Raw genomic sequence first — 18,873 nt, 5'->3', positions numbered from 1 at the left:
ATGATCGAGCCCCCTTCCCGCCCCCAGCCCGAGTTCCACGCCCAGGCCGCACCCGCACCCGCATCCGCACCCACCCCGTCCCAGCCGTCCGCGTTCGTCCAGGCGCTGCGTGGGCTGCGCGTCTGGGATCCGCAGGTCAGCGCCCTGCCCCTGTTCGACCCGGCCACGGCCCCTGCCGAGCCGGTGCCGCTCTTCGCCGCCTGGTTCGGGGACGTCGTGGCGGCCGGGGAGGTGGAGCCGCACACGATGTCGCTGGCCACGGCCGACGAGGAGGGGCGGCCGGACGTCCGTACGGTGATGCTGCACGACGTGGACACGCGCGGCTGGCACTTCGCCTCCCACGCCGGAAGCCGCAAAGGCCGGCAGCTCGCGCACCGGCCGTACGCGTCCCTCGGCTTCTACTGGCCCCTCCTCGGCCGCCAGGTACGGGTGCGGGGCCGCGTCACGGTCGAGCCCGCCGAGGTCGCCCACGCCGACCTGCACGCCCGGTCGACGGGTGCGCTGGCCGCCGCCCTCGTGGGGCACCAGAGCGAGGTCCTGCCCTCGTACGAGGAGTTGGAGCGCGCGTCGGAGGCCGCCTGGGCACGGGCCGAGCGGGAACCTGACGTGCCCGTGCCCTCCTGGACGGCGTACGTCGTGGAGCCGGACGAGGTGGAGTTCTTCCAGGGGGACGCGAGGCGCCGCCACGTACGGCTCAACTACCGTCGCGCAAGCGGTGGTTGGGCCACGGAGCTGCTGTGGCCCTGAGGCCGCCGAGGGGCACGCGCTCCCGCACGCTCGCCCTCAGACCTTCTCCCACACCGACACGTGCTTGGTGCTGTCGTTCGTGAAGGGCTCCCCCTTCCACCCCGCCCACCGGTCCCGCAGCCGCATCCCGGCCAGCCGCGCCATGAGGTCCAGCTCGGCCGGCCAGACGTACCGGAACGGGATCGACCGGTACTGCGTCCGCCCGTCGACGACCGTCACATGGTGCGACCGCATCCCCTGCGTCGCCACGTCGTACGTGTCGAACCCGAGCCGCTGCGGACCGACCCGGAACGGCACCGCGTTCTGCCCCGGCGGCAGCCTGCGCAGGTCGGGCACCCCGACCTCGATGACGAAGTGACCGCCCCGCACGAGATGGGCGGCGGCGTTGCGGAAGCACTCCACCTGCGCGTCCTGCGTGGTCAGATTGCCGATCGTGTTGAAGACCAGGTACGCGACGGTGAACCCGGGGCCGCCGACCCGAGCCGTGGCGAAGTCCCCGACGGTGACGCCGATGCCGTCGCCGCCCGGCTTGGCCCGCAGCCGCCGCACCATGGCCCGCGACAGGTCGATCCCGTGCACCGGCACACCCCGCCGGGCGAGCGGCAGTGCGATGCGCCCGGTGCCGATCCCGAACTCCAAGGCCCGCGCGTCCCCTCCCGGCGCGCCCGCGAGGCCGGCGATCAGGTCCACGACAGGGTTGACGGCGTCCGCGCCGAACACCTCGTCGGAGGGGTCGTCCGAGGGGCCGTCGTAGTGCGCGGCGACGGCTTCCCCGAAGTACCCGTCGGGGTCGTCGACAGTCTCGTACTCGTCCACGATGCCGTTCCCGCTCCCGTTCCCGCTCCCGCTCCCGCTCTCGCTCTCGCTCTTGATCCCGTTTCCGTTGTCCGAGCTCATCGAATCCCCTCCGGGGTCGGGTCCGTGGCCAGTCGGGCGTGCAGGTGGGCGTCCCGGAACTCGTCCTGGCTCCCCTCGGCGAACGCCGCCCCGCGCATGAGCCCCTCGTACGAGAACCCGCACAGCTCGGCGATACGGCAGGACGCGGCATGGCCGACAACGTGGTCGAGTTCGAGCCGGTGGATGCCGAGTTCGGTGAACGTCCAGCGGGCGGCGAGGTCGAGGGCCCGGGTGGCAACCCGGCGGCCACGGGCCTCGGGCAGCACCCAGTAGCCGACGACGGCCCGGCGCATGTGCGCGTCGATCCCGCTCAGCCCGACCTGCCCGAGGGCCGCGCCGCTCTCCACGTCCGTGATCCGGAAGGCCACGGTCGTGCCCTCCGCGTCGGACTCGGCGCGCCGCCGCAGCGACTCCCGGGCGCCCTCGAAACTCGCGTCCCACACCAGAGGGGTGTTCCATCGCCGGAAATCGGGGTCGGTACGCCCCCGCAGCCACGCCTCGACATCGGCGTCGGACTCGGCGTCCCAGGCACACAGGCGCAGCCCGTGCCCGTACGGCTCGACGGAAGACCCGGTGGACGAGTCGGTGGACGAGTCGGTGGACGAGTCGGTGGACGAGTCGGTGGACGAGTCGGTGGACGAGTCGGTGGACGAGTCGGTGGACGAGTCGGTGGAATGGCCGGGAGAAGGTTCGGGAGAAGGTTCGGGGCAGGGATCCGGCACACACTCATCAGTACGGCTCACCCGCCCATTGAAACGCGTACCCCCTCACGAACGCGCGCGAAATACGGGCACCACGAACTCCCCCGCTTCCCGGAACACCACCTCCAGCTCCATCCCCACCCGCAGCCCACCGGCCTTCTCCCCGGTCTTCTCGCCGACCTTCTCCCCGGGCTCCTCCACGACCTCGGTCATCATCCGGGGCCCCTCGACGAGGTCGACGACGGCGGGGACGTACGGAGTCCGCTCGCCGAAGGGCGGCAGGTCGTTGCGGTGGACGACGGACCAGGTGTAGAGCACGGCGCGCCCGGAGGCCTCCTCCCACCGCACGTCCTCGCTCCAGCAGTAGGGGCAGAACTCGCGCGGGTAGTGGTGGGCGCGTCCACAGCCCGTCGCCCCGCACCGCCGCAGCAACAACCGCCCGTCGGCGGCGGCGTCCCAGTACGTACGACTGAGGCCATCGGCCTCCGGCTGATCGAACCGCACACCCTCGCCACCCCTCACCATCAGGCTCCCCTCACCGCCATGCTCCCCTCCCGCGTCAGAACAGCCCCAACGCGCTGTCCACCGACCACGTCTGCCACGACATCCCGAACAGCGCCACCACCGAGATGAGCGCCATCATCGAGTTCTGTCCCTGCTCGGCCCAGTCGTGGATCATCAGCACGAGATAGAGGAGGTTCAGCACCAGCCCGCCGACGAGCGCGATCGGCGTGAGGAATCCGAGGATCAGCCCGAGTCCGAGGGCGAGTTCGGCGTAGACGACGACATAGGCCATGACTTTCTGCCGAGGCCTGACCACCACGTCGAACCCACCGCGCACCGCTCCCCACCGATGCTTCTCCGCGACCCCCGCCGCCCAGGCGATCCCGGCCCCCTCCTGGAACCAGGCCCTCTTGTCCTTGTGCCGCCAGCTCTCCAGCCACCACAGCCCGAGCCCGATACGAAGCACGGCCACCCATTCGGCACCGCTGAGCCAGATCGTCTCCATGGACATCGCCCTTCCGCACCCACGCGGGAATCTGACGGTACGTCAGTTCAGCGGATGGGGGATGGATGCGCAAGAGACGCGCACCGGCCGACAGGACCCGCAGGCGCTCCCGCGAAGTCCCGTCCGCCCCGTGTTCTAGGGAACGAACCCCATCGGCATGGCGCGCCCGTACAGCTCGTCCAGTCCGACGAGCGACACGTGTCCCCCCTCCGCCTCCGCTCGGAGCGCGTCGCTGAAACCCGCCGCGCCGAAGCACACCAGTCGGCAGTGCCCCGCGTCCATGCCCCGCCCTACGAGCAGGTCCCTCGCCCGACGCAGCCGCTCCAGATGCGGGATCCCCATGACGGTCCCCCACTTGGCCTCGCCGAGCAGGGCAACGGCCGGACGGCTCCCTCCGCTTCCCTGCTCGACCACGGCCACGTCGACCTGGATCTGTCGACGCGTCTTCGGATCGCTCACCACACCGCCGCCGACCTCCCCCAGGGAGCAACGCAGCAAGGACCGCCCCGGGCCGAGCACGTACTCCCGGCACATCGCCTCGAAGTGCGGCCCTGTCACCTGCGCCGCGAAGTGCTCCGCCGAGCCGGCCCAGACCTCCGCGGCCTGCCCGCTCTCCAGCCGCGTCCAGGAAGGGCGCATGACCGCCTCGTAGAAATTGATCAGTGGCTCGACGATCCGGTACTGCGACTTCCCCGCCCGGAAGAGGTCCGCCTCGCGGGCGAGCAGGTGGCTGTCCTCCAGGACGTTGAGCGGATGCGAGATGTCGACGGACTTGCGACCGATGTAGCCCGCGATGCCACCGCGCGTCGTGTTTCCCTGGGCGACCGCCGCGAGTACCGAGTGGTACAGCGCGGTATCACGGATGTCGGCCTCCTCGGCGAGCAGATAGCGCGCTTCCCGGAAGAGTGGACTGAACGGCGACAGGACCGTGCGGCAGATCCAGTCGTCGAAGTCCCCCAGGCTCACCGGAACGTCGTCCGCCAGGAACTGGCGACGGTAGGCGGGCGTCCCCCCGAGGACGGCGTGCAGCCGGGCGGCCAGGGCGGGTTCGGCCGCGACGCCCCAGAAGTCGGCTGCCGCCCGGTAGCCGAAGGGGCGTACGACGAGTTCGAGTTGCGCCCGGCCGCGCAGGGGTGCGGTGCTCGCGAGGAGCCCACCCATCACGGACATCGCCGAACCGCACAGCAGAAGCCTCATCGTGCTCCGCTCGACCTGAAAACGGTCGATCTCACGCTGAATGAGCGACGGCAGCTCCGGGGCGACCTTCGCCAGGTACGGAAACTCGTCGATGACCACGAGGAACGGCGCGCCGGACGCCGAAGACGCACCGGACCTCGAAGACGCGTCGGCACCCTGCCGACCGGCGGCCGGGACGCCCCGGTGGGCGGAGGCGGCCGCCGCCTCGGGCACGGCGAGTCCGAAGAGATAGGAGACCGCGTCGTCCCAGTCGGCGAACGAGAAAGGCACGGGGGACCCCACGAAATCAGCGAGCGCGGCGCTGAACTGACGCAGGGACTCCGCCGCGGTCCCGGCCGTCGCCCCGAAGTAGAACCCGCCCCGTTCCTCGACGAGTGCCCGCAGCAGATAGGTCTTGCCCATGCGCCGTCTGCCGCTGACGATCCCGAGCATGGCGTGCGACAGCGTGCGTCCGGCGAAGGCGGTGAGGGCGTTCCACTCCGCGGCCCGGTCGAATACGTGTGACGGCTTACCCGGCGGTTCCTGCTGCACGACTCTCCTTAGGAGTACACCCCTAAGGAGAATACTCCTAACACCTGCCCTTCGCTCGAAGACACCCTCCCCCCACATTCCGAGCGGACTACGCCACGGACCCCACCCACTCCTCCTACACCCGTGATCAATCCGCAACCAATTCCGGTCTTGACCGAGACCCAACAAGTGAGCAGGTGAATACGCTCAGGCACATGGCCGACTCCACTGCATCCGCCGACTCCACCGCGTCCGCGGGGCCCGCGACCCCCGCCCCCGCCGACCGCCCCGTCTACGTGATCGGCGGCGGACCCGGTGGACTGGCCGTCGCGTACGCGCTGCGGGCCCGGGGTGTGCGGGCGGTCGTGCTGGAGAAGTCGGACAAGGTCGGGGCGTCCTGGCGGCGGCACTACGACCGGCTGCGCCTGCACACGACCCGGCGCCTGTCGGCGCTGCCCGGCCTGCCCATGCCGCGCCGCTTCGGCCGGTGGACCTCCCGGGACGACGTCGTGCGGTACCTGGAGAAGTACGCCGAGGTGCACCGGCTGGAGATCGTCACGGGCGTCGAGGTCTCCCGCGTCGAGCGCGGTGCGGACGGCACCGGCTGGTTGCTGCACGCCACCGGCGGCCGCGAGCTGACCGGCGGCGCGGTCGTCGTCGCCACCGGCTACAACCACACGCCCCACATCCCCGACTGGCCCGGCCGGGACTCGTACCAGGGCGAGCTGGTGCACGCCGCCGAGTACCGCAACCCGCAGCCCTACGCCGGCCGGGACGTCCTCGTCGTCGGCATCGGCAACACCGGCGCCGAGATCGCCGTCGACCTCGTCGAGGGCGGGGCGGCGCGCGTCCGGCTCGCGGTGCGGACGGCCCCGCACATCGTGCGCCGGTCGACCGCCGGGTGGGCGGCCCAGTACACGGGTGTCCTCGTACGGCGGCTGCCGGTCGCCCTCGTGGACCGGCTCGCCAAGCCGATGGCGAGACTCAGCGTGCCGGACCTGTCGGCGCACGGCCTGGCCCGGCCCGACACCGGCCTCTACTCCCGCGTGCACGAGGGTGCCGTCCCCGTGCAGGACGTCGGCCTCATCGACGCCGTACGCAAGGGGAAGGTCGAGATCGTCGGCCCGGTCGAGGGATTCGAGGACGGCAAGGTCGTCCTCGGCGACGGCACCCGCGTCGAGACCGACGCCGTGATCGCCGCCACCGGCTACCGGCGCGCCCTGGAGGGACTCGTCGGACACCTCGACGTGCTCGACGAGCGCGGGAAGCCCGTCGTACACGGCGCCCGCACCCCCGCGAACGCCCCCGGCCTGTACTTCACCGGCTTCACCAACCCCATCAGCGGCATGCTCCGCGAACTCGCCCTCGACGCCGAGAAGATCGCCAAGGCGGTCACCAGGACCGGCGGGGTCGCCACCCTCGACGCGATCACCGTACGCATCCGCACCGCACGCTGACCAACCGGGCCATCGCCCCAACGCTCCGGCCACCGCCCCAACGGTCCGTCGACCGCCCCCACGCCGGCGAACGCTTCCAGGCGCCCGAGCGCCCGCGACGGGCGGGCCCCCTCGGCATCGGACGCACCCCGCTTCGGGCGAGCCCGCTCCCCGATCACCAAGTCGTCGTTCGCGGGCGACCCCGATCACCGGATCGTCGTTCGCCGGACGCCCCCGATCACCGGATCGTCGTTCGCCGGACGCCCCCGGTCACAGGTCTGACCGCCGCCCAGCATGGGTACAACCTCCTTACTGCCGCGTAGCTTTGCTCGCACGCCCATTCCTGACGGGGCATCAGTTCAGTAATCTGAAATCTGACGTGTCGTCAGATACGTGAACGTCGCCACGTCACTGAATTGGCTGTCACACAGGAGCGGGCGGACCGATGCTTGGATCAACCCACGGCACCCTCACCACCGACTCCCGCCGGGCACGGGCCATCGCGTGCGGCGAGCACCCCGCACAGGTCGTGCACGGCAGGCCCGCCGAGGCAGGCGACCTCGATGTCAGCGGACGCCCGTTGTACGCAGACGTCCCCGATCTGGACCGTTTCTTCCGGCCGGAGTCCGTGGCCGTCGTCGGCGCCTCGGACGCGGAGGGCCGGCCGAACACCGGGATCACCCGCCAACTGCTCGCCTGGTCCGAACGCGTCGGCGCCCGGCTCCACCCCGTGCACCCCACCCGGGAGTCGGTCTTCGGCATCCCTTGTGCCCCTTCCGTCGCCGCGCTGCCCGAACAGGTCGACCTGGCCGTCCTCCTCGTCTCCGACCCCCTCCCTGTGATCGGCGAACTGGCCGAGGCCAAGGTGAAGTTCGCCGTCGCCTTCGCCTCCGGTTTCGCCGAGACCGGCGCGGAGGGTGCCGCCGCCCAGGAGCGGCTGGCCGCCGCCGTGGCCCGGGCCGACGGCCTGCGGCTGCTCGGCCCCAACACCAACCTCAACGCCTTCGAGCGCTTCCGCGACGACCTCGACGGCCCGGCGATCGCGCTGATCACCCAGTCCGGCCACCAGGGCCGCCCCGTCTTCTCCCTCCAGGAACTCGGCATCCGCCTCTCCCACTGGGCCCCCACCGGCAACGAGGCCGACCTGGAGACCGCCGACTTCATCTCCTACTTCGCCGAACGCCCCGAAGTGGGCGCCATCGCCGCGTACGTCGAGGGCCTCAAGGACGGCCGCGCCTTCCTCCTCGCCGCCGACCGTGCCGCCCGGCGCGGTGTCCCCGTCGTCGCCGTCAAGGTCGGCCGCACCGAGACCGGCGCCCGGACCGCCGCCTCCCACACCGGCAAGCTCACCGGCGCGGACGCCGTCGTCGACGCGGCGATGCGGCAGTTCGGAGTGATCCGCGTCGACGGGCTCGATGAACTCCAGGACACGGCGACCCTGTTGGCACGGGCCGGGCGACCGCGCGTCCCGGGGTCGCCCGTGGCGAGGCCCGAAGGCGTCGTCGTCTATTCGATCTCGGGCGGCACGGGCGCGCACTTCGCCGACCTGGCCACCGAGGCCGGACTGCCCCTCCCCACGCTCTCCGAGGCCAAGCAGGCCGAGCTGCACCAGTGGATCCCCGACTATCTGAGCGTCGCCAACCCCGTCGACAACGGCGGCCACCCGGTGGGTGACTGGCGCGGCCCCCGCATCCTCGACGCGATCCTCGACGACCCGGAGGTGGGGGTGCTGATCTGCCCCATCACCGGCCCCTTCCCGCCCATGAGCGACAAGCTCGCCCAGGACCTGGTGGACGCGGCGGAGCGGACGGACAAGCTGGTGTGCGTGGTGTGGGGGTCGCCGGTGGGCACCGAGGCCGCGTACCGCGAGACGCTGCTCGGGTCGTCCCGGGTGGCGACCTTCCGCACCTTCGCCAACTGCATCACGGCCGTCCGCGCCCACCTCGACCACTCGCGCTTCACGGCCGCCTACCGCTCCCCCTTCGACGAGGCACCCCGCTCCCCCTCGCCCTCCTTCCGCAAGGCGCAGGCGCTGATGCGGCCGGGGCAGCAGCTGAGCGAACACGCGGCCAAGCAGTTGCTGCGGGCGTACGGCATCCGCGTGCCGCGCGAGCAGTTGGTGACCAGCGCGGCGGCGGCCGTACGCGCGGCGAGTCTCGTCGGCTACCCGGTGGTGATGAAGGCGTCCGGCGCGAGCATCGCCCACAAGACGGAGCTCGGCCTGGTGAAGATCGGCCTGACCTCCGCGAGCCAGATCCGCGACGCCTATCGCGAACTCACCGACATCGCCCGCTACGAGGACGTCTCCCTCGACGGGGTACTGGTGTGCCAGATGGTGGAGCGGGGCGTGGAGATGGTCGTGGGCGTGACCCACGACGACCTCTTCGGGCCCACGGTCACCGTCGGCCTCGGCGGTGTCCTCGTGGAGGTGCTCCGCGACTCCGCCGTACGGGTGCCGCCCTTCGGCGAGGACCAGGCCCACGCCATGCTCGCCGAACTGCGCGGGCGGGCCCTGCTGGACGGGGTGCGCGGGGCTCCCCCGTCCGACGTGGACGCCCTCGTGGAGGTCGTGCTCCGCGTGCAGCGCATGGCGCTCGAACTCGGGGACCAGATAGCGGAGCTGGACATCAACCCCCTGATGGTGCTGCCGAGGGGGCAGGGGGCGGTGGCCCTGGACGCGCTGGCGGTGTGCCGCTGAGCGCCGAGGCGCGAGGAAGGCACCGCACACACCCAGGAGCACGATCACTCCTCGTAAGAATCGGAGCACCCACATGTCCGCTTCCCCCCTTGAACATCCCGAAAAATCCCGTGACTCATTGATACGGCACGCCACTGACAACGCCGTCTCGTGGATCACGCTCAACCGCCCCGAGGCGATGAACGCCATCACCCCCGACCAGCGAGAACACCTCATCCGACTCCTCTCCGAGGCCTCCGCCGACCACACCGTGCGCGCGGTGGTGATCACCGCCACGGGCCGCGGCTTCTGCACGGGCGCGGACCTGCGGGGCTCGGCGACGGACGGCGGGGAGCGGGTGCCCGGTGACGTGGCGCGCGTCATCCGGCTCGGCGCCCAGCGCCTGATCGCGGCCGTACTCGACTGCGAGAAGCCGGTGATCGCGGCGGTGAACGGCACCGCGGCCGGTATCGGCGCGCACCTCGCTTTCGCCTGCGACCTGGTCCTGGCGGCCGAAGAGGCCCGTTTCATCGAGGTGTTCGTCCGGCGCGGGCTGGTCCCCGACGGCGGCGGCGCGTATCTGCTCCCCCGCCTCATCGGCCCGCGGCGGGCGAAGGAGCTGATGTTCTTCGGCGACGCCCTGTCCGCCACCGAGGCGGAGCGCCTCGGCCTCGTCAACCGTGTCGTTCCCGCCGAGGACCTGGAGAAGACGGCCCGCGCGTGGGCGGAACGCCTGGCCGCCGGCCCGACCCGGGCCCTGGCTTCGACCAAGCACCTGGTCAACACCTCCCTCGACACCGACCGCGCCACCGCCTTCGCCGCCGAGGCCGCCGCGCAGGAGATCAACATGACGACGGCCGACGCCCAGGAGGGCGTGGCGAGCTTCGTGGAACGACGGACACCGCGTTTCAAGGGCCGCTGACGGCCGAGGAGAGCGTAGGCATGAGGCTTCACTTCTGACGGTCCGTCAGCTCTAATGACTCACGTGATGGGACACGCGGGAATGGCGGCAGCCGCCGTCCGCTATCTGAGAGCGGCCCCGGCGGACAGGGTCCGTGGGGCGGCGCACGCGCCCCCGGTCGTCGACGCCCTGCCCCGCCCTGACCTGCGCTGCGTCGGCGAGCACGAGCGGGCACCGGTCGACCAGGCCGAGTTCCGCCGCGTCCTGGGCCACTTCGCGACGGGCGTCACGGTGATCACGGCCCCGGGAACCCCACCGGCCGACGACCCCGCCGCGCGCCCCGGTGAACGCACCAGCACGCGTCCCGGGCAGCGCACCGGCGCGCACGCCGACGGCGACCTCCACGGTCAACCCTCCGACCTCCCGGCCGGCTTCGCCTGCCAGTCCTTCTCCGCGCTCTCCCTCGACCCGCCCCTCGTCGTCTTCATGGTCGGCCGTACGTCGACGACCTGGCCCCGGATCGCCCGCGCGGGCGTGTTCTGTGTGAACATACTCGGCGCGGATCAGGGTGAGTTGTGCCGGCGGTTCGCGGTGAGCGGCGCGGACAAGTTCGCCGACGTCGACCACACCCCGGCCCCCGCGACGGGCTCCCCCCGCCTCACCGGCGCCCCCGCCTGGATCGACTGCACGATCCAGGCCGTGCACCCGGGCGGCGACCACCTGATCGTGGTGGGCCGCGTGGAGTCCCTGGGCACCGACACCGAAGCGGCACCACCGCTGCTGTTCCACCGGGGCCGATTCGGGGAGCTCAGGGCCTGAGGCCGGAGGCGGGCGCCACTCCTTCGAGTGCATGCCGCGCGAACCAGGGCCCTGGCTACTACGCTGCTCATAACGTCGCTGTTATGACGTGGGGTGAAGTGGAGCCGGAGGTGGAGCGGTGGTTCCTGGGGCTGTCCGCCGGGCATCGAGGTACGGTCGCGTTCTACGTCGACCTGCTTGCCGCCCAGGGCCCGCTGCTCAGCGAGCCCTACTCGCGCCAGCTGGACGGCAAGCTGCGAGAACTGCGGTTCCATCTGGACACCGATGCGGTCAGGATCACGTACTGGACCGCCTCCGGGCGGCGGATCATTCTGCTGACGGCGTTCCGCAAGCGGCGGATGCGCGAGACCGCGGAGGTCACCCGCGCCCGCAGGGCCATGGTGCGCTGCGTCGAGGAACGCCACACAGTGGACGAGGTGTGATGCATGAGTGAGCGCGGAAGCTGGAACGAACTGCGGGACGAAGCCCTCGCCTCACCGGCGGCGCGCGGGGCGTACGACGCGGCTCGCATCCGCTTTGAACTGGGCCGGGCGGTCCGGGAGCGGCGTGAGGCGCTGGGCATGACACAGGCGCAGCTCGCACAGAGAGCGGGGATGCTCCAGCCGGCCGTGGCGCGGTTCGAGGCCGGCGGCACCATGCCCACACTCCCCCTCCTCGAACGGTTCGCCGCCGCCCTCGGCATGCGCCTGCACGTCGGCTTCGAGCCGCTCGACCGCGCGGGCTGAGCCCCCTCCACGGCCCCCGGCACCTCAGACCCCCACCGGCACCCCCGCCCTCCCCACCGGTCCTCGCCGGATCACCAGCGCCATCAGGGCCGCCGCCGCGCACAGCGCGCCCGAGGCGTACCAGACCACGTCGTACCCGCCGAAGACGTCGCGGGCGAGGCCGCCGAGGAAGGCGACGAGGGCCGCGCCGACCTGGTGCGAGGCCAGGACCCAGCCGAAGACGATGGCGCTGTCCTCGCCGTAGTGCTCGCGGCACAGCGCCATGGTGGGCGGCACGGTGGCCACCCAGTCGAGGCCGTAGAAGACGATGAAGAAGACCATCGGGAGATGGACCTCGGGCGCCAGCAGCATCGGGAGGAAGAGCAGCGAGACGCCCCGGAACGCGTAGTACACCGCCAGCAGCCGCCGTGAGTCGAAGCGGTCCGTGAACCAGCCCGAGGCGATCGTGCCGAGGACGTCGAAGACCCCGATGACCGCCAGTAGCGAGGCCGCCGCCGTGATCGGCATGCCGTGGTCGTGGGCGGCGGGCACGAAGTGCGTCTGGATGAGGCCGTTGGTCGACGCACCGCAGATCGCGAACGTGCCGGCCAGCAGCCAGAACGGCCCCGTCCGCATCGCCGACGACAGCACCCGTACCGCCCGCCGCGCGGCCCCCTGCACCGGTCCCGGCTTCGGCACGAACTCCCGCGCCCCGTACGGCTTCAGCCCCACGTCCGCCGGGTGGTCGCGCAGCAGCAGCCAGACGAAGGGCACGACAGCCAGCGCGGCGAGCGCCACGGTCACGGAGGCGGGCCGCCAGCCGCGCTCGGAGACGATCCACGACAGCAGCGGCAGGAAGATCAACTGCCCGGACGCCGAGGCCGCGGTCAGGATGCCCGAGACCAGACCCCGCCGTTCGGTGAACCAGCGGTCGGTGACGGTCGCCGCGAACGCCAGCGCCATCGAGCCGGACCCCAGCCCCACCAGCAGCCCCCAGCAGAGCATCAACTGCCAGGCCGAGGTCATCCACACCGTGGCACCGGCCCCGACCGCGATCACCGTCAACGCCGCCGCGACGACCCGTCGGATGCCGAAGCGGTCCATCAGCGCGGCGGCGAAGGGGGCCGTCAGCCCGTACAGCGCGAGGTTGATCGAGACGGCCGACGCGATCGTGCCCCGTGACCAGTCGAACTCCGCGTGCAGCGGATCGATCAGCAGCCCCGGCAGCGAACGGAAGGCCGCCGCGCCGATGATCGTCACGAAGGTGACGGCGGCGACGAACCAGGCCCGGTGGATCCGGCCCGGCCGGGCAGCGGCTCCGGCTCCGGCTCGCGTACCCGTTCCCGTTCCCGTTCCATCATCAGCACCCGCGTCGGATCGGGAGCCGGCGGCGGCGCGGGGCTCAGCGGCCGTAGGGGAGTCGGCTGCGGCACGGGAGTCCGCCTCGTCGGCTGTCTGGGTCATGCCATCAAGCTTCCGACCTGCGGTCATCCCGGACGAGTGGCCGAAAGGACAGCATTCGCTAGGATCGGGCCATGCCCACCGCCCCGCACCGCGTCGTCGTGCTCGCCCTCGACGGTCTGCTCCCCTTCGAGCTCGGCATCCCGCAGCGCATCTTCGGCAAGGCGCGGGACGCGGCGGGACGGCCGCTGTACGAGATCGTCACCTGCTCGATCCGGCCGCCCGGCCCCGTGGAGACGGACGCCGACTTCGCGGTCCTCGTCCCGAACGGCCCGGAGGCCCTCGCCACCGCCGACACGGTCGTCGTACCCGCCGCGTACGAACTCGGCCCCGTCTACGAGGAGGGCGTCCTCACCCCCGAACTGGCCGCCGCCCTCGCCCACGTCCGCCCCGGCACCCGGCTGGTCTCCATCTGCACCGGCGGCTACGTCCTCGCCGCGGCCGGATACCTCGACGGCCGCCCGGCGACCACGCACTGGTACCACGCGGAGCACTTCCAGCGGCTCTTCCCGAAGGTACGGGTCGACGCCGACGTCCTCTTCGTCGACGACGGCGACGTCCTCACCTCGGCCGGTGTCGCGGCCGGGATCGACCTGTGTCTGCATCTCGTACGCCGCGACCACGGCACCGCCGTCGCCAACGACGTGGCCCGGCGCACGGTCGTGCCGCCGCACCGGGACGGCGGTCAGGCCCAGTACATCCAGCGCCCGCTGCCCGAGGCGCAGAGCGCGACCACGACCGCCGCCCGCGCGTGGGCCCTGGGGCGGCTCCACGAACCGATCCAGCTCCGGGACATGGCCGCGCGGGAGTCCATGTCCGTACGCACGTTCACCCGCCGCTTCCGCGAGGAGGTCGGTGTCAGCCCGGGCCAGTGGCTCACCCAGCAGCGCGTCGAACGCGCCCGCCACCTCCTGGAATCCACCGACCTCACCATCGACCAGGTCGCCCATGACGCGGGCTTCGGCACGGCCCAGTCCATGCGGCAGCACCTGCAAGGGGCGCTGGGGGTGACCCCGACGGCATACCGGCGGACGTTCCGCGCCACCGCGACCGCCGAAGCCGCCACGACCGCCGAACCCACCATTGCCGGCGCAGCCCCCAAGCCCCTCAGAACGTGAGCACCGCCCGGGCCACCCGCCCCTCCCCCGCGTCCTCCGCCGCCTTCGCGAAGTCCTCCACCGGATAGGTGGCCGTGACCAGTTCGTCCAGGAGCAGTCGCCCCTCCCGGTACAGGTCGGCGTAGAGGGCGATGTCCCGCTGCGGCCGCGACGACCCGTAGCGGCAGCCCAGGATCGCCTTGTCCAGGTAGAGGGAGGAGACGAGGAAGGACGCCTCGGCGGTCGCGGCCGGCACCCCGAGCAGGATCGCCTGCCCGTGCCGGTCCAGCAGGTCGACGGCCTGGCGGATGAGGTCGACCCGCCCGACGCACTCGAACGCGTGGTCGGCGCCGGTGGGGAGGATGTCCCACACCCCGTCCACGGACGTCAGGAAGTGCGTGGCGCCGAACCGCCGCGCCACCGCCTCCTTCTCCGGATTCGCGTCCACGGCGACGACCCGCGTGGCGCCCGCGAGCCGCGCGCCCTGCACCACGTTGAGCCCGATCCCGCCGGCCCCGATGACGACGACACTCTCCCCCCGGTCGACGCGGGCCCGGTTGAGCACGGCCCCCACGCCGGTCAGCACCCCGCACCCGATCAGCGCGGCGGAGGTCAAGGGGATGTCCTCCGGTATCCGTACGGCCTGTACGGCCTTGACCACCGTCTGCTCCGCGAAGGCGGAGTTCGCGGCGAACTGGAACACCTCCCGCCCGCCCCGCGAGAACGGCCGTGTGGGCCGCCCGATCGCCCGCCGGCACATGGTCGGCCGCCCCCGGTCGCAGTCGGCGCAGGCCCCGCAGTTGGCGAGGGTGGACAGGGCGACGTGGTCCCCGGGCCGGACGTGCCGGACCCCCGCCCCAACCTCCGCGACCACCCCGGCCCCCTCATGCCCGAGCACCACGGGAACGGGGAACGGGATGGTCCCGTCCACCACCGACAGATCGCTGTGGCAGAGGCCGGCGGCCGCGATCGCGACCCGCACCTCACCGGGCCCCGGCTCCCGCACGGCCAGATCGTCGACGACCTCGGCCCGCTTCCCGTCGAACACCACTCCGCGCATGGCCTCCACCCTTCGGTGTTCTCAGCCTCTCGGCTCCTTCGGCAGACCGAGCACCCGCTCGGCGATGATCGTGCGCTGTACCTCGTCCGAACCGCCGTAGATGGTGTCGGCCCGGCTGAACAGGAACAACTGCTGCGACGGGTCCAGTGCGTACGGCTCCGCCGCCGACCACTCCCGTGGGCCGACGGCCGCCTCCGCGCCCCGCACCTCCATCGCCAGCTCCCCGAGTCGCCGGTGCCACCGCCCCCACAGCAACTTGGCCACACTCGGCGCGCCCGGCTCCGCGCCGCCCTCCGCCCCGCCGAGCGTCCGCAGGGCGTTCCACCGCATGGTCTTCAACTCGGCCCACTGCCGCACGAGTCGATCGCGTACGACGGCGTCGTCCACCGCCCCGCTGTCCACGGCGGCCCGCACGACGCTGCCCAACTCCTGCTCGAAACCGATCTGTTGAGCGAGCGTCGAGACCCCGCGTTCGAAGCCGAGCAGGCCCATGGCGACCCGCCAGCCGTTCCCGTCGCCCCCGACGACATGCTCCGCGCGGGCGTGCGCCCCGTCGAAGAACACCTCGTTGAACTCGCTCGTCCCGGTCATCTGCCGGATGGGCCGCACCTCGATCCGCCCCGGCTGGTCCATCGGCACGAGCAGCAGCGACAGCCCGTGGTGCCGCTCGGAGCCCGCCGCGGTCCGGGCCAGTACGAAGCACCAGTCGGCCTCGTGGGCGAGCGAGGTCCAGATCTTCTGCCCGGTGATCCGGTACGACCCGTCCCCCGCCCGCTCCGCCTTCGTCCGCACACCGGCGAGGTCGGACCCGGCGCCGGGCTCGCTGTACCCCTGGCACCAGAGTTCGTCGCCGCGCGCGATCGCCGGCAGGAACCGCCGCTTCTGTTCCTCGCTGCCGAACGCGATCAGCGTCGGCGCGAGCAGCTTCTCCCCGATGTGCCCGGAGCGGGCGGGTACGTCCGCCCGTGCGTACTCCTCGGCCCACACCACCTGTTGGACGAGCGTGGCCGTCCGGTTCCCGTACCCGCCCTCGCTCCAGCCGAGCCCGATCCACCCGGCGGCGCCGAGCGTCCGCTCCCAGGCGCGCCGCTCCGCGTGCACCCCGGCGTGCGCCCCCAGCCAGGCCCGGGCGTCCGCCCGGAAGGCCTCGTCCTCGTCACTGAACCCGAAGTCCATGCCGCCTCCAAGATGGCCGCCGCGGTGATGGTGGTGCGTCGTGGGTGAGTCCGGGTGCGTTGTCGGGTGCGGGTCGGTGGGGCTTCTCGCGCAGTTCCCCGCGCCCCTGAAAGACGCGGCCCCGTGGCCCTGAAAGGCGACCGGCGGCGGGCCCGAAAAGCACGGGGCGCAGCCCCTGCTTTTCAGGTGCGTGGGGAACTGCGCGAGAAGACCCCACGCACCCGCACCCGCCGACGCACCCCGCCCCCACCCCCTCACGCGTTCGGCCGCTCCCCGGACGCCGCCGCACGAGCCATCCCCTCCACCCGCTCCAGCATCGGCATCGGATCCACCCCCACCGCCCCCGGCAGGAACTCCGCGATCCGCTCCGGCGTCCAGCCACCTTCGGCGTACGCGGCACGCAACTCCCGCGGCTGCGCCCACACCGCGATCTTCGGCCCGGCGACCGTGTACACCTGCCCGGTGATCCCCGCCTCTCGGGCCCGTTCGGACAGCAGGTACACCACGAACGCGGCCACCTCCTCCGGCTCGCCGATCTCGGTCAGCTCCATCGGCACCCCCGCCGACATCCGCGTACGTGCGACCGGCGCCACCGCGTTCGCGGTCACCCCGTACCGGTGCAGGCCGAGCGCGGCGCTGCGCACCAGCGAGATGATCCCGCCCTTGGCCGCGCTGTAGTTGGCCTGCGAGACGGACCCCTGGTGGTTGCCGCTGGTGAAGCCGATCAGGGTCCCGGCCCGCTGCTTGCGCATGACGGCGGACGCGGCGCGGAACACGGTGAAGGTGCCCTTGAGGTGCGTGGCGATCACCGGATCCCACTCCTCCTCGGCCATGTTGAACAGCATCCGCTCCCGCAGGATCCCGGCGACGCACACGACCCCGTCGATCCGTCCGTACGTCTCGACCGCCGTGTCCACGACCCGCTGCCCGCCGGCCATCGTGGAGATGTCGTCGGCGACGGCGACCGCCTCGCCCCCAGCGGCCTCGATCTCCTTGACGACGGCCTCGGCGACGGAGCTGGCGGGTTCGGAGCCGTCGACGGAGACGCCGTAGTCGTTGACGACGACCCGCGCTCCCTCGGCGGCGGCGCCGAGGGCGACCGCCCGGCCGATCCCCCGCCCCGCTCCGGTGACGGCGACGACCTTGCCTGCCAGGAAATGTCCCACCCCGAGCCCTTCCCCTCATCACGTCACCCGGCGAACCACATGATCACCGGACCACCGACCACCGACCACCGACCACCGACCACCGACCACCGACAGCTGAACCGCTGTCTGCCGGACCGCTACCCGATGCCACACATCTGATGCACTGTTATCTGACGGGTCGTTAGATTTGCTCGTGCGGCGATTCTACGACCCGCCGGATACGCCACCACAAGCCCCCGGGGAGGCCCGATGTCATCGCCCACGGAGTTCGCCGCGTTCACGGACATCGCCAAGCGCGTGAACAACTGGGGGCGTTGGGGGGCGGACGACGAGATCGGCACCCTCAACCTGATCACCGACGAGGTCGTCCGGCAGGCCGCCGCCTCGGTGCGTTCCGGTCGCCGCGTGCCGCTCGCGCTGCCCCTGCAGCAGGACGGCGTGCAGACGGGGATGATGCCGGGCCGGGTCAATCCGCTGCACGCGATGGTGCAGATCAACCAGGAGATCTTCGGCCCCGGCACGGTCGCGTGCAGCGACGACGCGGTGACCATGGGGCTCCAGTCGGCCACCCACTGGGACGCGCTCACCCATGTCTCGCACTCGGGCCGGATCTACAACGGCCGCCCCGCGGACACGATCACCCCGCACGGCGGCGCGGCCTTCGCCGGTATCGACAAGGCGCGGCACATCGTCTCGCGCGGCGTCCTGCTGGACGTTCCGCGCGCCCTGGGGCTGGCCGACGACCGGCTGCCCGGCGGCCACGCCGTCACCCCGGAAGACCTGGACGCCGCCGAGGAGTTGGCGGGCACCCGGGTCCGCGCGGGCGACATCGTGCTGGTCCGCACCGGGCAGATCCGGTCCTACCTCGCCGGGGACAAGCACGCGTACGCGTTCCCGTCACCGGGGCTGTCGCTGCGTACCCCCGAGTGGTTCCACGCGCGTGATGTCGCGGCCGTCGCCAATGACACCCTGACGTTCGAGATCTTCCCTCCAGAGGTCGAGGACCTGTGGCTGCCGGTGCACGCGCTCGACCTGGTCGAGATGGGCATGCCGCAGGGTCAGAACTGGAACCTGGAGGAGTTGTCCACAGCCTGTGGACAAGCGGGGCGGTACACCTTCCTGCTCTCGGCGATGCCGGAGCCGTTCGTCGGGGCGACGGGCACACCGGTGGCGCCCATCGCCATCCTGTAGGCCCGCCTCCCGCGGCCACGCGCAGGCCGACTGGCGGCGCGCCGCCCGCCCCGAGCACGGCACCGCGCGCCACCATCCGGCTTCGGCGTACCCGCCCTTGTTCCCGGGCCCTGCGGGGAGCCGGTGCCGAATCACGACCCAC

The 18,873-nt window shown here is 72.1% G+C and carries 18 protein-coding genes; 9 read left to right on the top strand and 9 right to left on the bottom strand.

All coding sequences use genetic code 11. The annotated features are described in order from the left end of the window. Nucleotides 1-747 (top strand): pyridoxal 5'-phosphate synthase, encoded by a 747-nt coding sequence (locus P8T65_RS26245; RefSeq protein ID WP_316727694.1) that lies wholly within the window; start codon nt 1-3, stop codon nt 745-747. A 36-nt stretch (nt 748-783) separates the two neighbouring features. Here the strand turns inward: P8T65_RS26245 and P8T65_RS26240 are convergent, their stop codons facing one another. The 5 genes from P8T65_RS26240 to P8T65_RS26220 form a co-directional block, all read right to left on the bottom strand. Then, nucleotides 784-1,644 (bottom strand): methyltransferase domain-containing protein, encoded by an 861-nt coding sequence (locus P8T65_RS26240; protein ID WP_316727693.1) that lies wholly within the window; start codon nt 1,642-1,644, stop codon nt 784-786. Beyond that, entirely contained in the window at nt 1,641-2,186 is a 546-nt protein-coding gene (locus P8T65_RS26235; protein ID WP_316731725.1) for a GNAT family protein, read from the bottom strand. Before P8T65_RS26235 ends, P8T65_RS26240 begins: the two co-directional genes overlap by 4 nt. A gap of 225 nt (nt 2,187-2,411) precedes the next feature. Further along, nucleotides 2,412-2,870, bottom strand: a complete 459-nt coding sequence (locus tag P8T65_RS26230; RefSeq protein ID WP_316727692.1) for an OB-fold domain-containing protein — start codon at nt 2,868-2,870, stop codon at nt 2,412-2,414. Between the two features lie 34 nt (nt 2,871-2,904). Next, nucleotides 2,905-3,354 carry a DoxX family protein gene (locus tag P8T65_RS26225; RefSeq protein WP_316731724.1) on the bottom strand — a complete coding sequence of 150 codons (450 nt, stop codon included), beginning with the start codon at nt 3,352-3,354 and terminating at the stop codon, nt 2,905-2,907. Nucleotides 3,355-3,489: 135 nt separating this feature from the next. Next, complete coding sequence (locus tag P8T65_RS26220) at nt 3,490-5,082, bottom strand: ATP-binding protein (RefSeq protein WP_316727691.1); 1,593 nt, start codon at nt 5,080-5,082, stop codon at nt 3,490-3,492. 194 nt (nt 5,083-5,276) lie between these two features. Between P8T65_RS26220 and P8T65_RS26215 the strand changes: the two genes are divergently transcribed. The 6 genes from P8T65_RS26215 (at nt 5,277) to P8T65_RS26190 (ending at nt 11,619) form a co-directional block, all read left to right on the top strand. Continuing rightward, nucleotides 5,277-6,518 (top strand): NAD(P)/FAD-dependent oxidoreductase, encoded by a 1,242-nt coding sequence (locus tag P8T65_RS26215; RefSeq protein WP_316727690.1) that lies wholly within the window; start codon nt 5,277-5,279, stop codon nt 6,516-6,518. Nucleotides 6,519-6,942: 424 nt separating this feature from the next. Then, nucleotides 6,943-9,195: an acetate--CoA ligase family protein gene (locus P8T65_RS26210; RefSeq protein WP_316727689.1), complete on the top strand. Its 2,253-nt coding sequence runs from the start codon at nt 6,943-6,945 to the stop codon at nt 9,193-9,195. A gap of 73 nt (nt 9,196-9,268) precedes the next feature. Continuing rightward, nucleotides 9,269-10,096, top strand: coding sequence for an enoyl-CoA hydratase-related protein (locus P8T65_RS26205; protein ID WP_316727688.1), 828 nt, complete (start codon nt 9,269-9,271; stop codon nt 10,094-10,096). A gap of 66 nt (nt 10,097-10,162) precedes the next feature. Continuing rightward, on the top strand, nt 10,163-10,894 hold the full coding sequence (locus tag P8T65_RS26200; protein WP_316727687.1) for a flavin reductase family protein: 732 nt from the start codon (nt 10,163-10,165) through the stop codon (nt 10,892-10,894). Nucleotides 10,895-10,977: 83 nt separating this feature from the next. After that, entirely contained in the window at nt 10,978-11,316 is a 339-nt protein-coding gene (locus P8T65_RS26195; protein ID WP_316727686.1) for a type II toxin-antitoxin system RelE/ParE family toxin, read from the top strand. Nucleotides 11,317-11,319: 3 nt separating this feature from the next. After that, nucleotides 11,320-11,619 carry a helix-turn-helix transcriptional regulator gene (locus P8T65_RS26190; RefSeq protein ID WP_316727685.1) on the top strand — a complete coding sequence of 100 codons (300 nt, stop codon included), beginning with the start codon at nt 11,320-11,322 and terminating at the stop codon, nt 11,617-11,619. A 24-nt stretch (nt 11,620-11,643) separates the two neighbouring features. Here P8T65_RS26190 and P8T65_RS26185 read toward each other — a convergent pair whose 3' ends face one another. Continuing rightward, nucleotides 11,644-13,062 (bottom strand): MFS transporter, encoded by a 1,419-nt coding sequence (locus P8T65_RS26185; protein ID WP_316727684.1) that lies wholly within the window; start codon nt 13,060-13,062, stop codon nt 11,644-11,646. A 71-nt stretch (nt 13,063-13,133) separates the two neighbouring features. Between P8T65_RS26185 and P8T65_RS26180 the strand changes: the two genes are divergently transcribed. Then, a complete protein-coding gene (locus tag P8T65_RS26180) occupies nt 13,134-14,177 on the top strand; it encodes a helix-turn-helix domain-containing protein (protein WP_316727683.1) in 1,044 nt (347 codons plus the stop codon). Here P8T65_RS26180 and P8T65_RS26175 read toward each other — a convergent pair. From P8T65_RS26175 to P8T65_RS26165, 3 genes are all read right to left on the bottom strand, one after another. Continuing rightward, nucleotides 14,167-15,216 (bottom strand): Zn-dependent alcohol dehydrogenase, encoded by a 1,050-nt coding sequence (locus P8T65_RS26175; protein WP_316727682.1) that lies wholly within the window; start codon nt 15,214-15,216, stop codon nt 14,167-14,169. The genes P8T65_RS26180 and P8T65_RS26175 overlap by 11 nt on opposite strands. Before the next feature lie 21 nt (nt 15,217-15,237). Beyond that, a complete protein-coding gene (locus P8T65_RS26170) occupies nt 15,238-16,392 on the bottom strand; it encodes an acyl-CoA dehydrogenase family protein (RefSeq protein WP_316727681.1) in 1,155 nt (384 codons plus the stop codon). A 254-nt stretch (nt 16,393-16,646) separates the two neighbouring features. Beyond that, nucleotides 16,647-17,558, bottom strand: coding sequence for an SDR family NAD(P)-dependent oxidoreductase (locus P8T65_RS26165; protein ID WP_316727680.1), 912 nt, complete (start codon nt 17,556-17,558; stop codon nt 16,647-16,649). A 231-nt stretch (nt 17,559-17,789) separates the two neighbouring features. Here P8T65_RS26165 and P8T65_RS26160 point away from each other — a divergent pair, with 231 nt between their 5' ends. Further along, the gene (locus tag P8T65_RS26160) at nt 17,790-18,731 is read left to right on the top strand and encodes a cyclase family protein (protein ID WP_316727679.1); all 942 of its coding nucleotides are present in this window, start codon (nt 17,790-17,792) and stop codon (nt 18,729-18,731) included. Nucleotides 18,732-18,873 lie beyond the last annotated feature (142 nt).

The organism is Streptomyces sp. 11x1 (assembly GCF_032598905.1).
GTDB lineage: Bacteria > Actinomycetota > Actinomycetes > Streptomycetales > Streptomycetaceae > Streptomyces.
The sequence above is the reverse complement of the archived record's forward strand: the minus strand, read 5'-3'. Positions and strand labels throughout refer to the sequence as shown.